Source organism: Aliamphritea ceti, assembly GCF_024347215.1.
Lineage (GTDB): Bacteria > Pseudomonadota > Gammaproteobacteria > Pseudomonadales > Balneatricaceae > Amphritea > Amphritea ceti.
The window spans coordinates 822,814-837,889 of record NZ_AP025282.1 but is presented as its reverse complement, the minus strand read 5'-3'; the positions used below and the strand labels follow the sequence as shown (position 1 = coordinate 837,889).

The 15,076-nt window shown below is 49.8% G+C and carries 14 protein-coding genes; all 14 read right to left on the bottom strand.

Going from position 1 to position 15,076, the window contains the following annotated elements; translation table 11 throughout:
* Positions 1-8 precede the first annotated feature (8 nt).
* The 14 genes from OCU49_RS03800 to OCU49_RS03735 all read right to left on the bottom strand — a co-directional run bounded on the left by OCU49_RS03800 (position 9) and on the right by OCU49_RS03735 (position 14,987).
* Positions 9-1,592 (bottom strand): peptidoglycan-binding protein, encoded by a 1,584-nt coding sequence (locus tag OCU49_RS03800; protein WP_261843670.1) that lies wholly within the window; start codon positions 1,590-1,592, stop codon positions 9-11.
* Positions 1,593-1,708: 116 nt separating this feature from the next.
* Positions 1,709-2,416, bottom strand: coding sequence for a hypothetical protein (locus tag OCU49_RS03795; RefSeq protein WP_261843669.1), 708 nt, complete (start codon positions 2,414-2,416; stop codon positions 1,709-1,711).
* Positions 2,417-2,470: 54 nt separating this feature from the next.
* Positions 2,471-3,220: a hypothetical protein gene (locus OCU49_RS03790; RefSeq protein ID WP_261843668.1), complete on the bottom strand. Its 750-nt coding sequence runs from the start codon at positions 3,218-3,220 to the stop codon at positions 2,471-2,473.
* A 5-nt stretch (positions 3,221-3,225) separates the two neighbouring features.
* Entirely contained in the window at positions 3,226-4,872 is a 1,647-nt protein-coding gene (locus tag OCU49_RS03785) for a hypothetical protein (protein ID WP_261843667.1), read from the bottom strand.
* Between the two features lie 12 nt (positions 4,873-4,884).
* A complete protein-coding gene (locus OCU49_RS03780; RefSeq protein ID WP_261843666.1) occupies positions 4,885-6,354 on the bottom strand; it encodes an ATP-binding protein in 1,470 nt (489 codons plus the stop codon).
* 3 nt (positions 6,355-6,357) lie between these two features.
* Positions 6,358-8,853 (bottom strand): Hsp70 family protein, encoded by a 2,496-nt coding sequence (locus OCU49_RS03775; RefSeq protein ID WP_261843665.1) that lies wholly within the window; start codon positions 8,851-8,853, stop codon positions 6,358-6,360.
* Positions 8,850-9,230: a hypothetical protein gene (locus tag OCU49_RS03770; protein WP_109247970.1), complete on the bottom strand. Its 381-nt coding sequence runs from the start codon at positions 9,228-9,230 to the stop codon at positions 8,850-8,852. The genes OCU49_RS03775 and OCU49_RS03770 overlap by 4 nt, the downstream gene beginning before the upstream one ends.
* Before the next feature lie 66 nt (positions 9,231-9,296).
* Positions 9,297-9,536, bottom strand: a complete 240-nt coding sequence (locus tag OCU49_RS03765; RefSeq protein ID WP_261843664.1) for an HTH-like domain-containing protein — start codon at positions 9,534-9,536, stop codon at positions 9,297-9,299.
* 189 nt (positions 9,537-9,725) lie between these two features.
* Positions 9,726-10,793 carry a DUF7146 domain-containing protein gene (locus tag OCU49_RS03760; RefSeq protein WP_261843663.1) on the bottom strand — a complete coding sequence of 356 codons (1,068 nt, stop codon included), beginning with the start codon at positions 10,791-10,793 and terminating at the stop codon, positions 9,726-9,728.
* A gap of 91 nt (positions 10,794-10,884) precedes the next feature.
* On the bottom strand, positions 10,885-11,226 hold the full coding sequence (locus OCU49_RS03755; RefSeq protein WP_261843662.1) for a plasmid-related protein: 342 nt from the start codon (positions 11,224-11,226) through the stop codon (positions 10,885-10,887).
* Positions 11,226-11,723, bottom strand: coding sequence for a RadC family protein (gene radC, locus OCU49_RS03750; RefSeq protein WP_238134355.1), 498 nt, complete (start codon positions 11,721-11,723; stop codon positions 11,226-11,228). The genes OCU49_RS03755 and radC overlap by 1 nt, the downstream gene beginning before the upstream one ends.
* 83 nt (positions 11,724-11,806) lie before the next feature.
* Positions 11,807-13,462, bottom strand: coding sequence for a VWA domain-containing protein (locus tag OCU49_RS03745; RefSeq protein ID WP_261843661.1), 1,656 nt, complete (start codon positions 13,460-13,462; stop codon positions 11,807-11,809).
* A 69-nt stretch (positions 13,463-13,531) separates the two neighbouring features.
* Positions 13,532-13,972, bottom strand: a complete 441-nt coding sequence (locus OCU49_RS03740) for a hypothetical protein (protein WP_032469941.1) — start codon at positions 13,970-13,972, stop codon at positions 13,532-13,534.
* 61 nt (positions 13,973-14,033) lie between these two features.
* Positions 14,034-14,987, bottom strand: coding sequence for a DUF3150 domain-containing protein (locus OCU49_RS03735; RefSeq protein WP_085627050.1), 954 nt, complete (start codon positions 14,985-14,987; stop codon positions 14,034-14,036).
* Positions 14,988-15,076: the final 89 nt, after the last annotated feature.

Below are 15,076 nucleotides of genomic sequence, written 5' to 3'. Positions count from 1 at the left end.
GGCATGAATTATTGCCCGAAAATGGAAACGCATTTGTCACCTGCACGTTGATAGCCGCTGTCACAGATCCATTTGCGGCCAGTGTAATCAACACTGGCATTTGCAGGAACGAAAAACTTGACGCATCTATCTCCCTCCGGTCGGTAGCCACTATCACAGACCCATTTGCGACCTGTATAGTCAACGCTGGCATTCGCCGGAACGGAAAATTTCACACATTTGTCGCCTTCAGGTCGATAGCCACTATCGCAAACCCATTTACGGCCGGTGTAGTCGACGCTTGCGTTCAGGGGGACATAGAACTTCACACACTTATCACCTTCAGGGCGATAGCCACTATCGCAAACCCACTTGCGGCCGGTGTAATCAATACTGGCATTCGCAGGAACTTTAAGTTTTACGCACTCGTTACCTACCTGCTGATAACCACTGTCGCAAACCCATTTACGGCCGGTGTAGTCGACGCTTGCGTTAAGTGGGACATAGAATTTCACACACTTATCACCTTCAGGGCGATAGCCACTATCGCAAACCCACTTGCGGCCGGTGTAATCAATACTTGCATTAGCAGGGATTCCACTTGACCTTCTTGTTTCTTTCGCTGGTCTCGATTCAACTCTCGGAGGCGAGCTGGAACGCTGGCTGGTAACTCGCCTCAACACGGAAAGAAGATCCTGGTCGATCCAACCATCCTGGGTGATACCTGCATCACGCTGAAAAGCCTTCACCGAGTCCGCAGTCCGGCGGCCATAATCACCATCGACTGGTCCGGGTTCGTAGCCAAGATCGGTTAAGATCTGTTGAGCCTCCCTAGTGAATTGGGCATTGGGCTTCTTGGGAGCGGTGCTGGTCGATACTCCTGGTGAAACAGATGGATAGGATGGTTGATAGGAACGTCCCAACTGTCTGGCCTCCCGAATGGCTTCCGAGACAATCTGGGTTCTGTAGGCTTCCACATCACGTTCAGCTCGAGACTGGGAACCCTCGCGATAACGGTAGCTCCCGCAGCGGCTGTTGTAATCGTTGACGATTTGGTTGAACTCATCGATGCCCGTATTGTTATCAATGATGTCGCGCATCGCTTCAATACGAATGCCTTCGCGGATACACCAGCGAATTTCCGGTACGGACAGTACGTTATTGGAGCCGACCGAAGGCTTTGTATATTGCAGCCCGGCACTTTGGCTGGTGCTTTGCGTTTGAGTAACCGGAGCCGGTGTGCTCTTCGGGGAACCGTAGCTCTGTGACGACGATGGCTGAGTATATGAAGGCTTTTTGTTGCTCTGCTCTGCATTATTAATCAGCCAGATCACAAAGATGACACTGATAATGCCAAGAATCCATTTGCCGCCAGAGCCGCCCTCGTTATTGCCAGTGTTTACTGTTTCGACAGGCGGAGGAGAGCTTGTAGATTTTTGCTCGGGTTCGGAAGTCGTAGTGTCCCGCTGGGGCTGGGGTGGTTGCTTAGGCGTTGATGGCTTAGCCTCCGTTTTTGGCTCCGGCTTTATGGGCTCATTGATGTCACTGACCTCGGACGCCAAGTCTGAAAGACCAGAAAAGCCTTTTTTATCATTATCGTTATCACCAGCCATGCACGTCAAACCTTCCAATTTCACTCATAAAACGGTCACTTCCCAAGCGCTGCGGACACCGTTGCCAATGCCAGAAAGAGCCTGAATTAATGTCGAGCTTTGAACAAATTCCCCAATCACATAACACCAGCCCTTCTCAGATAGTCCTGAGCTGGATGCGATCCCGTTCTACTCCCGCTGCCTTTTTTTGACTTCGGTGGTTCGGAGCCGGTGAAGTTCCCGACATAACTCCAGGTGTGGCTACGGACATCGATAACATAGATGTCACAACTTTTCTGATAGCCGGAAGCTCCGTCTGAATATGAGCCGACTACCTCATCTGAACAATTAAACCCCACGACATAAGAAACGTCTCCAGCAGATTTCGGCTTGTAATCGTCCTTTATCCGGAAAAGCATCCTGTCGACAGTTCTTGCTCCAAGATCAACAGGGAGAACCCCTGGCATGAGTGAAGGGACACTGTTCGAGTTGTTATTTCTCGAGAGGTAATAGCTAATTTCGCTTTGAAATGAACTAATTTCTCTGTCTTCAATTCCGCTTTGAAAATAGAAATAGCCTGCAACACCACCCACAAGATAAAGTTGCCAAGGGATAGCCAGCAATAACTTCACTATCCCAGAAAAAAAACTGCCAGAACCTGCCTTCGCCGATTCTCTTGCAAAAGAATCACTATCCTCACCAGGCAGTTTCCTGGAGGCATGCTCATGGTTTATTCCAGATGCACCTCTTTCCTGGATAGGTGTATGACTTGTATCCTTCTCAGATGTGGGTTCTACATCTGAAGTCAGATCCGATAATCTGGAAAATCCCTTCTTGTCATTCATTTCAAATCCTCAAGCCAATATATGGGCCTCGCAAAACCGCCATGCCGAGCTCCCTCATATGAACGTCAGCCCCCAAGCGCCCAGGCCACCAATGCCAATGCACAAAAGAATCACAGGGGCGCATCCGGAGTTTTTCTTTTTGGCGGGCAGTCCCGTATCCGGATGCCCATGCGCCTGCGCCAGGTCGCCTATAATCTTTGGCTGGCCGCTTACTCCCAACTGCCGACCCAGGATTTCGAAAAACCTCCGCTTGACCGACTGTGGGCTTGTGTCGCCTTCATAATCACCAAGGTTCAATCGTGTCTCGCCGGTAAAGAGACCAATCATCAGCGGTCCCATTTTGCTGCCACCCTCGGCTTGAAGGAGCTCGCCAGCTTCGCTGCCGAGCATTTTGGCCAGCATGCCCATATCGGCCTGCTCGAGGGCAATGGTCATGATCGGTCGGTGCGATGGTCCATGAGGATTCCTGTCGATGCGGTAGAAAACCGACATGGCGTAGTGATAGGTCATCCCCCGGTACTCGGCTTTCTTCCCCTGCATTTCCATGGTGAGGTCAAGAACGTTCTTTGGCTTTTTCTGGAAGGTCAGGAAGAAATCTCCCCAGATCCAGGTCTCGCCGCTGTCAACGCTCGACCATGGAGCCGGAAGAGTTGGCCACTTGGTCAGCTCCAGCAAGGCGAACACTGATTTTTGTGGCGCTGATGGCTGTGGGCTGGTTTGGCGTTGAGCATGTGGGACAGTCCGGGTGTCCGAGGTCAGATCGGAGAGCCCAGAAAATCCGCGTTTGTTGTCTTTTTCATCCATAAATTTTATTCCCCCAAGAGGCTACTTAGCCTATCGCCACCCTGTTTCCAAAACATTCGAATAACTGCCTCTAAGACATGAATGTTGTCCTCTTCTTGGTAGGAGAACGCTGCAGCCAGCTTCTTATCATCTTTTTTTCCTATACAGAAAACACCGGCGCCATTCCAAACCACCAGTTCGCTCCAACGGCAAAAGATGCGCTCGTTGCTGCCAAAAAGTTTTTTCCTTTCCAGCTCCATACCATGATCACTCATGATGGTAGAGCCGAAACGATACTTTTTCCCCTCTCGAAGTCCCTGTAGGTACTCTGTTAACAAGCGAACACCTACTGCCTTCCATAGACGGTCAATAAAATTTGAGTAGGTAGCTTCTTTCTTTAGCTCAATTGAGGTGTAATTTGAGCTGTTACCGAAAACGATACTGTACGTAGTTCCAGTTGGAATACCGTTTACAGAATGCTTGGTGCCACCCCATCGAACGCGAGTGATAGAATCTAAATCCCAGCGGCGACCTTTCCACTCAATGCCTTCGGGGGAAATACGAAGCTTATCCTTGAAAATGGCTCCGACTTCCGCCTCATAGGTTATTTCCCTTCGCCACTCTTCAGCCTTGTTTACCAAACCTTCGACATAGCGAAGCTGTTCTTCGGCAATCTCAGCAAGAGCATCTGCATCCTCAGCGGTACGTTCGGCAACCTCGGCAACCTCCGCGAACACTTCCTGCAGCATATTCGTGAGTTGCTGCGAGAAATCGAGCTTTCCGTGCTCGTTAAACATATGGATTGCCAAACTGCGAACGAGGTTTGCAACGCGGTGACTCGCGTCGTGATCGAGCCCTCGGCTCTTCGTGCTAACCTGAATCGGCTGAGCAACAGTATCCCAGTTTTTTACGATCTGGATTAGCTGGTTCACCATGGGGGCCAAGGTAGAATCTGACTGTTCCGCATCGACGGCGGCTCGCAGTTTTCCCACGAGGGCTATTATGTTTCCTTCTTCCTTATCAAGGAATCCCTGCGCTTCGACCTCATACGAATCGACGAGGTCGGCTATTAGAATAGGGCCGTGTTCCTCTCCATCATCAGTTGCGGATTCGACGGTAACTGTAACTGCTTCCACGAGTTCTTTTGGGGAAAGGTTGTCAAGGGCCGACTTGATGACCTTGCGATAGTGTCTCCGCCGTTCCTGAATTTCAGCTTCAACGGCTGAGAGGTCCGACACCTCCGGAAAGCCGGAAACAATCCGTTCTTCGTTGATGATCACACTCAGTTCATCGGGGTCGAGGTCCTCAAAAGCCCAGGCAATCTCAAGAATCCACTCCGCAACGTCATCCGCATTGTGTTCAGGCAAGCGAGCGATGCCTGCCGCAAGCAGGTTTGCCCGAGCAATTGACGACAGATTACCGACCGCAAGCAAATCCGTTGGCGAGGATTCGATGATCGACAACAGCTCTCCGGCTCGTTTCGGCCCAATACCTGGCAGCCACGCGACTTCAGCGGAGAGCCTTTTCCGGGGGTTGGTCAACTCCGAACGTGCCTCCATGCACTCACTTGAGTCGAGCAAAAGGCTGCGTTCATCAGCCAACTCCATGATCCGTCGACGGTTATCGCGGGGGCTGGCACTTAGAATGTGAAAAGGATTTTGTAAAAGGTCCATGCTCCCCTCCGGTTACTTGTCGTCCCAGACGAATCCGATGCGTCTGTTTTTTTTCTCTTGGTCTTTAGGAAGGCTGTTCAATGCTGCCTCAATGCTGGTTTGATCGAGTTCTGTCTTCCCGGCCTTGGCAGCAAGTCGTGCGGCCTCGCGTATGACAAAAGCCGAATCGGAGAGCGCCTTGCCCGTGAGAGCATCGAGGATCTTGTCCACGTTAAGGCCGTCGGCCTTCGGTAGTTTGCTCAAAAGTGAGTTCACCAGCGATGCCACTTCTTCCCGCGACGGCATGCCCACCTCGATGATGTGGTCGAAACGTCCGCGACGCAGAATGGCCGGATCGATCATCTCGATCAGATTTGTCATAGCGATTATCAGTACCTTGTTTTTGATGGCCTCCGGAATCCGCCGAAGGAATTCCGCTACCTCCTCGACGTGATGCAATCCGGACGAGCTGCCGGAGCGCCTATCCGACAGGAAAGATTCCATCTCGTCGATCACGACGACGGATGGAGCCCCATCAATTGCCTTGTCAAAAACCTCGGAGATCTTCTTGCTGGTTTCGTGAATGTAGGGGCTGCCGACGCTGTTGGAATCAATCGAGTAGCTGGGCCAATCGATAAACTCGACAAGCCGCTCCACGGCAAAAGTCTTGCCACAACCTGGCGGCCCGTGCAGAACAATGGCGGAAGGAAAATCGATGCCCAAAGCCTGGTATTTCTCGGCATTGAAGATTATGTCGATGACGTGTTCGTTAAAAAACTCCTCGAGCTGCGGCCGTCCTGGAAGTTTGAAAACCTTGGCCTCGGCTGATTCTTCAGGCGTTTGCGGCTGTTCAGGTTCGGTTGCCTCCTTGGCAATAGCGGCCTTCGCGTCGCTCTTAGCTTGAGAGGCGGGCTTGCGCTTGGCCAGTAGGCCCGCATCAGCTGGTACGGTAAACCCCGCGGCCTTTACGATTTCGGCCAGATCGCCAGCAGGCATCCACCCTTTCAAAGTGGTCAAACGCCTGAAGGACTCTGTGGAGATGACGACCCCTCCGGTGATCCAGGTACCCAAAACCACTTGATCATCGACGTGAGGTTTCAGCGTCCAGGTTGGGAGCAGTCTGGAGTACTGCTCCACATAAACAGCATCTTGAAATGAGGCATCCTGCGATAGCTTCCGAGACTCTTTGAGGGCGAAAGCAAAGGCCAGTGCATCAACCTTGCTTTCGGGTGACTTGCCATTTTCTACTGGAGTAAGGGAGTACTTCTTATGGCTACTCAGGCTCCGGAAAGATTCAGTTCCAGACGAGACCTCTGTGAACAGGGATTCGTCGAGAAAACCGCAATCATTCCACTTCCGCATCAGCTCCGGGCGCGTGACCAGAATATTGTTGGAGCCATTGGTATCAAAAATCTGCCACTCGTCGCCGGAATAGAGGCGTGACCGGATTTTCGAACCATCCGGCAACTCGTACCCTTTAGGCAGCCATAAGTCGTTCTCCATAAATCATCCCCTGATAATGTTGGCTACATCGAACATCTCGTTGTCTGGGCCGCCGCCGATCTGAATCATCGAAAGCTGGGCGACAACGGCGCGAAGTTTTTCAATGTCATCGGAGCGCATGAGTTGCGTGCCGATCTGGGCGAGTTCCTCGAAACGGTGCTTGTCGGCAAACAGGTGGGGCGAGTTGACCATCGATTTGAACCGCTCGACCACGAACCAATCCTGCCGCCATAGGATCTCGAAGTTTTTGCCTTTCAGCTCATCAAGGTGGTGCTCAAAGTCTTTGTCATTTCGGTCGATTGAGCGCTGTGCAGTCTTTGCCAGATTGTCAAAAGCCGACGCCTCTGATGGACGGGCATGTTGGCGGATATACTCATCAAAGAAGGAAACGACACCATCGAGGTCAATCTGCCGGATTTCCTTCAGATGCTCCTTTCGGACCTGGGCAAGAAGTTTCCTTGCCTCGAGAACCTTTTCCATGGCCTCTTGGGACTTCTCGGTCTCAGCTTCCTCTGGATCGAGCGAGACAGCAGATTCAAGCTTCTGCCGCGCTTGTTCCAGCTTCGGGTTGTCCACCACCTCGTTGATTTCGTCGATGCGATTCAGCGTTCTTTCGCCTTCCTCGAAAACCATGACGGCCGCGGCGGTGTAGTCGAGCTGTCCCTCTTGGCGGGAATAGAAGTTCTTACCGGAGTGGAAGGTGCCGCCGATGCAAGGTACGGAGACCTCAATGTTGATGTTGCCGGAGTCCAGGATCTCATATTCGCATTCCAGATCGGCACCGGCGGGAATCACGCCGTCATCGAAGTCGGAGCCGGAAATCTTCAACACCCCGATGGGGCGGTTGTCGGTAATGGGGTCTTCGATTTCGCCTTCCCAGAGTTTCAGGTTGAGCGATCCCGAGGCACCGGATTTGAGCGACTCAGCGGCCTTGAATACCTTTTTGCCCTTCTTGGGCAGCGAGTCACCCGAGCGAACCAGATAGTCGAGAACGGGGCGACCGCCAAGTTTCTCCAATACTTCAATGCCAACCGAGTGAGAGGCTGGAATTGCATCCACTGAGGCAGCGGTTCGGGTAATGACGATATTGTCCTGTTGCAGAGCAATGGGTCCGCCTACAGAATCGAAAACAAATACCTTGAAAGTGTTGTCACCAGCTTTTGTCAGGGTGACGTCGATGGTTGCGCCATGCTTGAGAGGCAGGCGGCCTGAGGTCCAACCAGTGTCGACGCAGTCGACCTGAAACTCTGAACCAGATGCTGCTTGCCCAGCGAGCTGCACTGCTATCTTCGCTTTAACATTCGGAGTACGAGCAATGTAATTGAAAGATAGTTCCAATCCTCCACCGGAGGAGATTTGACCTCGGGTGCTTTTTCGCGATCGGTTCTGGGAACCCCAGTCTATAGATTCAGCGAAAAGACTAGCTCCTTCGGCCACGGCTGTCATTGGATTCACATCGGTATTTCCAGGTATTCCAAGCTCATAAGCAACCTTATCTCTCAAAGGCTTGTAATTGGTTGGGCCACCCACAAACACAATTCTCTCAAGGTCATGAGGAGATAGCCCAGCTTTATTTAAAGCCTCGCGAGCTGAGTTGACCGATTCAGCTACGCGCTCTGCAATCAAATTATCGTAAGTTTCACGTTTTAATTGGATATCGAGATAGATTTCATCTCCGCTCAGATCTCTAACTCGTGTTTCAGTTTCTGAGAGACTAATAACAACTTCCTCGCGCGCTGAAAGTTCAATTTTTGCGCGCTCGGTAGCCCAGGTAGCCAGTCTAATGAGAGATTTATAACTAGGATTTACAGAAAAGTCTTCTGGGAGGTCAAACTTTTCAAGTAACCAAGGACGAACAACATTATCGACTAATACTCGATCGAAGTCCCGACCACCGCACATAGCTATGCCACCATGAGCAAGAAGATTTACCCTTCCTCCAATACTTTCTGCAATGGCAATATCGAGCGTGCCGCCACCCAAATCATAAATTAGAAACATTCCATCTGTATTACGGGCACGCATGACACTCATTACTGCAGCTACGGGTTCCTGCATAAGTGCAACTTTCCCGATCCCGGCCATACTAGCAGCCTGCATTGTTGCGTCTTTCTGCATCTGGTTAAATGCTGCCGGAACAGTTATTACAGTCCCCGTATCAGGATCATTTCTAATTTCTTCTGGCAAGTAGCCGAACAACACTTTTAGTACTTCAGCTGAACATTCCTCGGGAGTCTTGGTAAGATTTACTGCAGATAACTGAATTGGCGTACTTGTTCCCATTACACGCTTGAATAGCATCGCTGAGTTGTCTGGGCTATGCGGTGCAGAATCGTAAGCCCGCTTACCAACATATTTATTGCCACGACGATCAATATAAATAGCTGATGGCGTAACATCATTCTGTTCAGGACTCTTCCAGATGCGGGTTTCGGAACCGTCATAGGAGCAGATCGCGCTGTTTGTTGTACCCAGGTCAATGCCAACGAAATTTTTCATAGTTCCACCTTCCTCAAAGTGACCGTTCCTGTCTTAACTAAACCTTCTTTCCCCATAATGATCGGCTCGAGCATCTGATCGACCATCAAGGCATCCTTAGTATCGAACTCTTCGATATTCAGCGGAGTGGCGGCCATGCCGGGATCGAAGGGATGCCCTTCGACGTTGACGATTCGCAGATCCGCTTGCTCAAGGGCTTCTTCGACCTTTTTGATAAACCAGCGGAACTGGCTCTTGTACCGGTTCTGTTCCCCAGCATCGAGTTTCATCAGCAGACGGTCAAACACCCGGCCAAAGCGCCAGGACTCAACCGCCATGCTGATCACTGAATCCCTCATGGCCTCGGGGGTCGTTGTGGTTTGCTCAGAGTCCGCCATTAAAGTCTCCTATGAATAGTTGTTCTTATTTCCGTTTCTGAAAATCAAATGGGCTTGCTTGATTTCTCAAATTTTTGCAGTATCCAACCCCGCCGCTTTCAAGCGCTGAGTCAGATTCCGCATCTTGCTGAATTCCGTACCGAAACTACCTCGCAGGCCAACTCCCTCACAAAACTCTTTGGCTGTGATGTTCTTCAACTCATCAGCATATTTGATCATTTGCAGATGCAGCTCAGAAGTGTATTGATTGCGAGGGGCATCACTGAGTGCACTCTTTATTTGCGCAAAAATCTCGTATTCGTTCATTCTGGAACTCCAGCATTTGACGGACACATTATATAATTTATCTAAATTATATAATGACTGGGTCGATTGCAATAAATTCCTTACTTTTTAGATTGATAAAAATCAAAAAACGAACCAACATCTTCGGTAATCTAGACTCATCAGTTTGAGTTTTGACAGATTAGTCAAAAGGGGCCGAAGCCCCTTCAATTAGATATGAACTTTAGGAAAGCCCATGGCACCGTAAACATTCAGCACATCATTCCAATCCCAACTTTTCACACCGAGTGACGTTGGTATCGGAGGGATCAGGACTTGTGTCAGAATGCCTTTCTGCCAGGCTTTTTTCTTGAGTTCATTCGCTGCATTCAGGCCGGTCTCAGAGAGATCATGATCTGCCCAGATGTACAGCATTTTCACATTACTTGGTGGTTCAAACCTAGCCAGTAGCGTTGCATTCACAACCGACCAACATGTTTGCCCCGTTGCTCTGGTAACCGCTAAAGCAGTTTCGATGCCTTCAGAAACACCTAGTACCTCACCAGGCTCACCTATCGGAATGGCACCACCAGTGATTGTTCTGTCACTGGGTATTGGCATCATCTTTTTAGGCTTTTCAACCGGCGCTTTGAATCCATCTTCACTAAGGTAGATCCGATGAAACGTGGCCGAACGCCCTTGCTGAGTAACGATTTTACCTAGCAGCGCTGGGTAGCTATCGATAAACAGACCATCTTCATCATGGTAAGGCAAGTTTGGATGAAACCTCAGCACCGAATCCCATTCAGGACGTACCCGCGTAACAATGCCACGACGATGCATGTAGTTCCAAACTGGTTGCGCACGAGTATCTGCAAGAGAAAACGTTTCTCCCCAGGTTTGATTCAAGCGATGGATAATCGCTTTGTCCTCTTCCTGCTTTTTAGTCTTCCAGTCAACAGCGTTACTCGGTATTACCCGAGTTGGTACTTGTCCGGGTTGAATACCTAGAACTTGACCGATTGCTTCAATAGACTGAGCAAAGTTCCATCCATTAATCCAAGACAACAGTTCAAAACCATCATGAAAGATCCCGCAGGTGTTACAAACGCCACCTCCGGTATATTCAGCATCTTTGAACAGCCTAAAGCCATCACGACCGCCATGAATAGGGCAAGCCACATGACGGCCTTTTCGAGCAATAGCGGCATCAAGTTCTGGCACCAATGCCGCAAGTATTTGAAGCCATTGGCCATTAAGATATGGCCTTACTGTGTCAATCTGTAAAGGTATCGCCATATAACCTCCTTAAGTAAAAAGCCGACTCCTACCACAAGTGATAAAAGTCAGCTTGGGTCCTGAATTGAGCCGTTTGGTTAATACAGGAACGTTAGTCAAGCTGGATACCATGTCGTCTTAATAGCCACATGATGGAATCACGAAGCACATCAGGATCGACAACGGCAGCCATTGCGCAAACACGAAAGCAAAATGGCGTTAATTCGTCATTTTGAATCCACGACAACACATCCTTTCGCAATCGAGTACTGACACGACCGTCCAGCAATACACGGATCGCATCCAATAGAATGCCTTCGCGTAACTGCCAGACTTCCGTGTCAGACCAAGTGACTGGGGCATCATCAAACTCAAATAGAAATTCGAGCTGTGATGACGTGTGCTGATAGGACTGCTTTTGTGATGAAGGAGAATAGGCAATGCGCCCATTCATTAAAGATAACCGCGTTCGGCAAGCGAAACGCAGCCCTCGGATGCGACCACGACATGGTCAAGCGTTCGAATATCAACAAGTGACAAGGCGTCACGGAGTCGATGAGTGATGCGTTTATCAGCTTCACTGGGTTCAGGATCACCCGATGGATGGTTATGAACCAATATCACTGCTGCCGCATTAAGTTCTAGCGCTCGTTTTGTTACTTCCCTTGGATACACGCTCGCCGCATCTAAAGTGCCTTTGAACAGCTCTTCAAATCGAATGACGCGATGCTTTGTATCAAGAAACAGTGCGCCAAAGACTTCGTGCTCATACTCGTGCATCAGTGTTTGCAGGTATGAGAACGCCGACGATGGCTGTTCAATTTTTCGACCTTTACTCAATCGACCACGGGCAAGCTTGAGCGCCATATCTAAGATATCCGCTTCAGTCACTTGCTCAGGAACGATGTAAGTACCGGCTTCTTCGCCAGCTAAGAACTTTTTGTTTTTCATAGGAGTCTCCCAAAAAAAAGCGGAGACGAACCCATGCCCTGCGGGGACGGAATCGTCCCCGCAGGGTGGTAAAATTGATGTGGTTACTGAATTAACAGTTGTTGTGTTACTTCGAATAACTCACGATTCAGATCTTTGACGTCGTTAATCACGATGCTTTGAGGAAAGAATTTCTCAACACTGCGTGTTTGAATCCCGATCCCCAGCAGCTCAAAGCCACTGCGTCTGCACCGGTCAACAATGTCATGCGTGGCAGCCCAGTCATCTGGGTCACCATCCGTTAGCACTATCATTAGCTTTCGCTTCTGTTTTTGCGCTAACAAACTGTTTGCCGCAAACCACATCGCTTGTGCCATAGGCGTACAACCTCGTGGTTTTTGGTCAAAACAGGCGGCCCGATGTCGAACCGATTGCTTGGGCAATAACGCGATAGAAACTTCCTGATGAATACCAGGAAAATAACTGACCGCAGGTACAACACCCGGTATGCCTTCCAGTGCCATGGCCAAAGCCAAAGCGGCTTCATTGGCAACATGAAAGTACTTTCGATTACCTTCGCCAATGGGTTTACCCATTGAACCCGATATATCGACCAGCAAGTGCACAGCAGCATTAGGCGCAATGCGAGGTTGCCTTTGAATAAACAATCTCGACTCACCTGCTTGTGAAGCGGCAAGACGATGGGTTGCAACTCGAAGACCGTGCCTTTTGGCATGATTCCGATTGTCCTGACTGGACTGAACCATGCCCCTAAGTCGGGCTCGAATTTGAGCGGACTCAGACGCCGATAAGGTCAAGATGGCCTCATCACCCAACATAGCTTGCTCTGCTTGGGGCAAACTGAGTGGAGTGACACCCTGATGTCCTTCAGCTTGTTCCGACAACACTTCTGCCACTTGTGCAAAGGTATCGGGTTCAAACTGAGCGGCACTGGCCTCTAAGGCTTGTCGCAAATTGTCAGCTTGATCAGAGTTATCTGAATCCCCCGTTTCAGCAGCATCCCCTGTTGCAGACGAGTCTGTTTCTGGGGTTTGACTGTCACTACTGCTATTGCTGTCATTACTCGCATCTTGTCCAATGTCATTACCGCTATCAGCATCCGACTCATCCTGTGGTGGACGAGATTCGTCTTCCAACATGGCAACGATGGCATCGACAAGTTTCAGCACTTCACCTGTAGAGCCTAAGCTAGGCACTGCTGTCAGCATGGCGCTTAACCGGCTCATCGCTGCGGCAGGAAAGAGTTGTCTCACTCTTTCATCAACCGCTTGGTACAATGGCGTCAGCGCTTTCTGACCCAGAAAGTGGCATCTCAAGCGAAACAACAACCATGCTTGCAAGTTAGATGCAGGCTCAAGCTGTTCAGGTACACACATTTGCTGAGTGTCCACCATGTACTCAATCACTTGCGAAATACTGCGCCGGGTTCCGGGGTAATCCTTTGCCAATTCGTTTTCAATGCGAACGTCCTCAATGATATTGAGAAGTGCCTTACGGATCGGTTTGGACGACGCCTTCTGCACCATGTCAAAATTAGTATGCCGAATATGCGCCGCTTCATGAGCCAGATAACCCCAAGCTATCTGTTGATAGTGTGGGTCGTCTGGGTTTGCTGTTGGGATCACAATCCGCTCACCATCGGTAAACGCATCTTGTCCTTGAATAAGCACCTTCACACCAAACTTTTCGCCATAAGCTGCGGCAACGATTGGCAGTGCGTTTTTTAATGGATGATTCATGGGAGTCTCCTAATCATTAGGGGGAATACTCCCTCAGCGGGAGCGCTTCCCCGCTGGGAATGTGAGTGTTTAAACCTGTGCTTTTAGCTTATCCAGATCGTATTTTTGACCTAACCAAGCCACCAATTGAGCTGGACTCTCGTGCTGCTCAAATGACGTTTTAAGCTGGTCTAAACTCAGGATGTCATCCAATGTCAGACCGTACTGGTCTTGTAACTGAGTAGACACCTCGTGTTGATATTGCAGCCAGGCCCGCTCAAAAGCGGTTTGCTGCAATGCCATGTTTGGAACAAATACCATGGCCGTTACCCAAGCTCCTTGTGCGTCCGCATCTGCGATCAAAACAGGGTTCTTGGGGATCACGACACTATGTGTTGAGTACGACCGTTGTACTAACGTTCGACAACACGCCACTTCTGGTATCGATTCACTTTCAACCGCATCAGTCACACCACGAAAATGTGCTTCAAACTGCTTCAGTTGGCTGGGGTTATGGATGGTTGATTGCATAATTTCCTCTTACATAGTTCAGAGGACATGCGCCCTTCAGGGCAACATGCCCTCAAGGACGTTAAAAATAAAATGAGTTTGGTACAGTCGAACCAAGGTTTGGTCTGACGGTTGGTTGTGGTATTGCACGTAAGTTATCTGGCTGAGCAGATACTGGCTGTGCGGGTTTAGGTTCAGGTTTGGGCATCAGTTGTCTGATATCCAATTGACCTTCACCGTGCATTCTCATCTTGTCTGGATCAGACAAAATTAAAATGGTCGCCATCAGTTCGTGATAGAGATTGTCTGTCACAGGGCCGGTCTTCGGCAGACGAACAAATAAATTGTCCATCGCTTCGACCATCGGCTGGACTCGATGATCCAGGAATGACAAACCATCCAACTTGTCTCTTAACCGCTTCAGAGGATTAAGGGCTCGCTGGCTGATTTGATTCTTACCTGCAACTGAACGCTCAAACAGTTCATTGGCATCACGAGCCACCTCCCTAAAGAGGGTGTGTCCCATGCCATTGACCTTGTCATCTAAGCCACCAGCTTGTTCAGCCGGTTGCATTCGATAGATGGCATAATCGAACTGAAGCCGTTGTTCCACATCTTCAATGGGTGACAGCGCACGCCGGATTGCATCTGCAAATTCCGGGTGTTTTGCAACCCAGTCAAACGTCACCTGATCATAGTTGTCCAAGAACAACTGCTTGCACTGCGCAAACTCCTGACCGATCCGGTCAAGCTCTGGAACAATCTGATCAATTCGGTCTTCAGGGACGGCATAGCCACCTAAAAACCGCACACCGACTTGCTCACACAAGCGCTGCGCTTCTTTCTTAAGCCTTTCAAAGTTCGCCAATGCCTCTGGGTCGCAAATTTTTTTACTCCCTAAGCTGGCAACATCCTTCGGTGGAAGTTGGCTGCCATTGGCTAATCTGAAATCTTCAGGCCTTAGTTTTTTTCTACCGCTCCAGATGGAACAGTCGATGTGACAAATCAAAAGTTTGTCGAGGGTTTGAATACTCATAGTGCATCCTCATGCGAGATGGGGACGCACCACTCCCAACAGGAGCAATGGCCCCCGTTTGGGTGGTAGTAGTTGACACGCTAATGGCA

Bases quoted from the DNA above. Each gene is read 5' to 3' on its own strand.
- OCU49_RS03800 (WP_261843670.1), bottom strand. From the start codon at position 1,592: ATGGCTGGTGATAACGATAATGATAAAAAAGGCTTTTCTGGTCTTTCA.
- OCU49_RS03765 (WP_261843664.1), bottom strand. From the start codon at position 9,536: ATGAACGAATACGAGATTTTTGCGCAAATAAAGAGTGCACTCAGTGAT.
- OCU49_RS03760 (WP_261843663.1), bottom strand. From the start codon at position 10,793: ATGGCGATACCTTTACAGATTGACACAGTAAGGCCATATCTTAATGGC.
- OCU49_RS03780 (WP_261843666.1), bottom strand. From the start codon at position 6,354: ATGGAGAACGACTTATGGCTGCCTAAAGGGTACGAGTTGCCGGATGGT.
- OCU49_RS03755 (WP_261843662.1), bottom strand. From the start codon at position 11,226: ATGAATGGGCGCATTGCCTATTCTCCTTCATCACAAAAGCAGTCCTAT.
- radC (WP_238134355.1), bottom strand. From the start codon at position 11,723: ATGAAAAACAAAAAGTTCTTAGCTGGCGAAGAAGCCGGTACTTACATC.
- OCU49_RS03770 (WP_109247970.1), bottom strand. From the start codon at position 9,230: ATGGCGGACTCTGAGCAAACCACAACGACCCCCGAGGCCATGAGGGAT.
- OCU49_RS03790 (WP_261843668.1), bottom strand. From the start codon at position 3,220: ATGGATGAAAAAGACAACAAACGCGGATTTTCTGGGCTCTCCGATCTG.
- OCU49_RS03775 (WP_261843665.1), bottom strand. From the start codon at position 8,853: ATGAAAAATTTCGTTGGCATTGACCTGGGTACAACAAACAGCGCGATC.
- OCU49_RS03795 (WP_261843669.1), bottom strand. From the start codon at position 2,416: ATGAATGACAAGAAGGGATTTTCCAGATTATCGGATCTGACTTCAGAT.
- OCU49_RS03740 (WP_032469941.1), bottom strand. From the start codon at position 13,972: ATGCAATCAACCATCCATAACCCCAGCCAACTGAAGCAGTTTGAAGCA.
- OCU49_RS03785 (WP_261843667.1), bottom strand. From the start codon at position 4,872: ATGGACCTTTTACAAAATCCTTTTCACATTCTAAGTGCCAGCCCCCGC.
- OCU49_RS03745 (WP_261843661.1), bottom strand. From the start codon at position 13,462: ATGAATCATCCATTAAAAAACGCACTGCCAATCGTTGCCGCAGCTTAT.
- OCU49_RS03735 (WP_085627050.1), bottom strand. From the start codon at position 14,987: ATGAGTATTCAAACCCTCGACAAACTTTTGATTTGTCACATCGACTGT.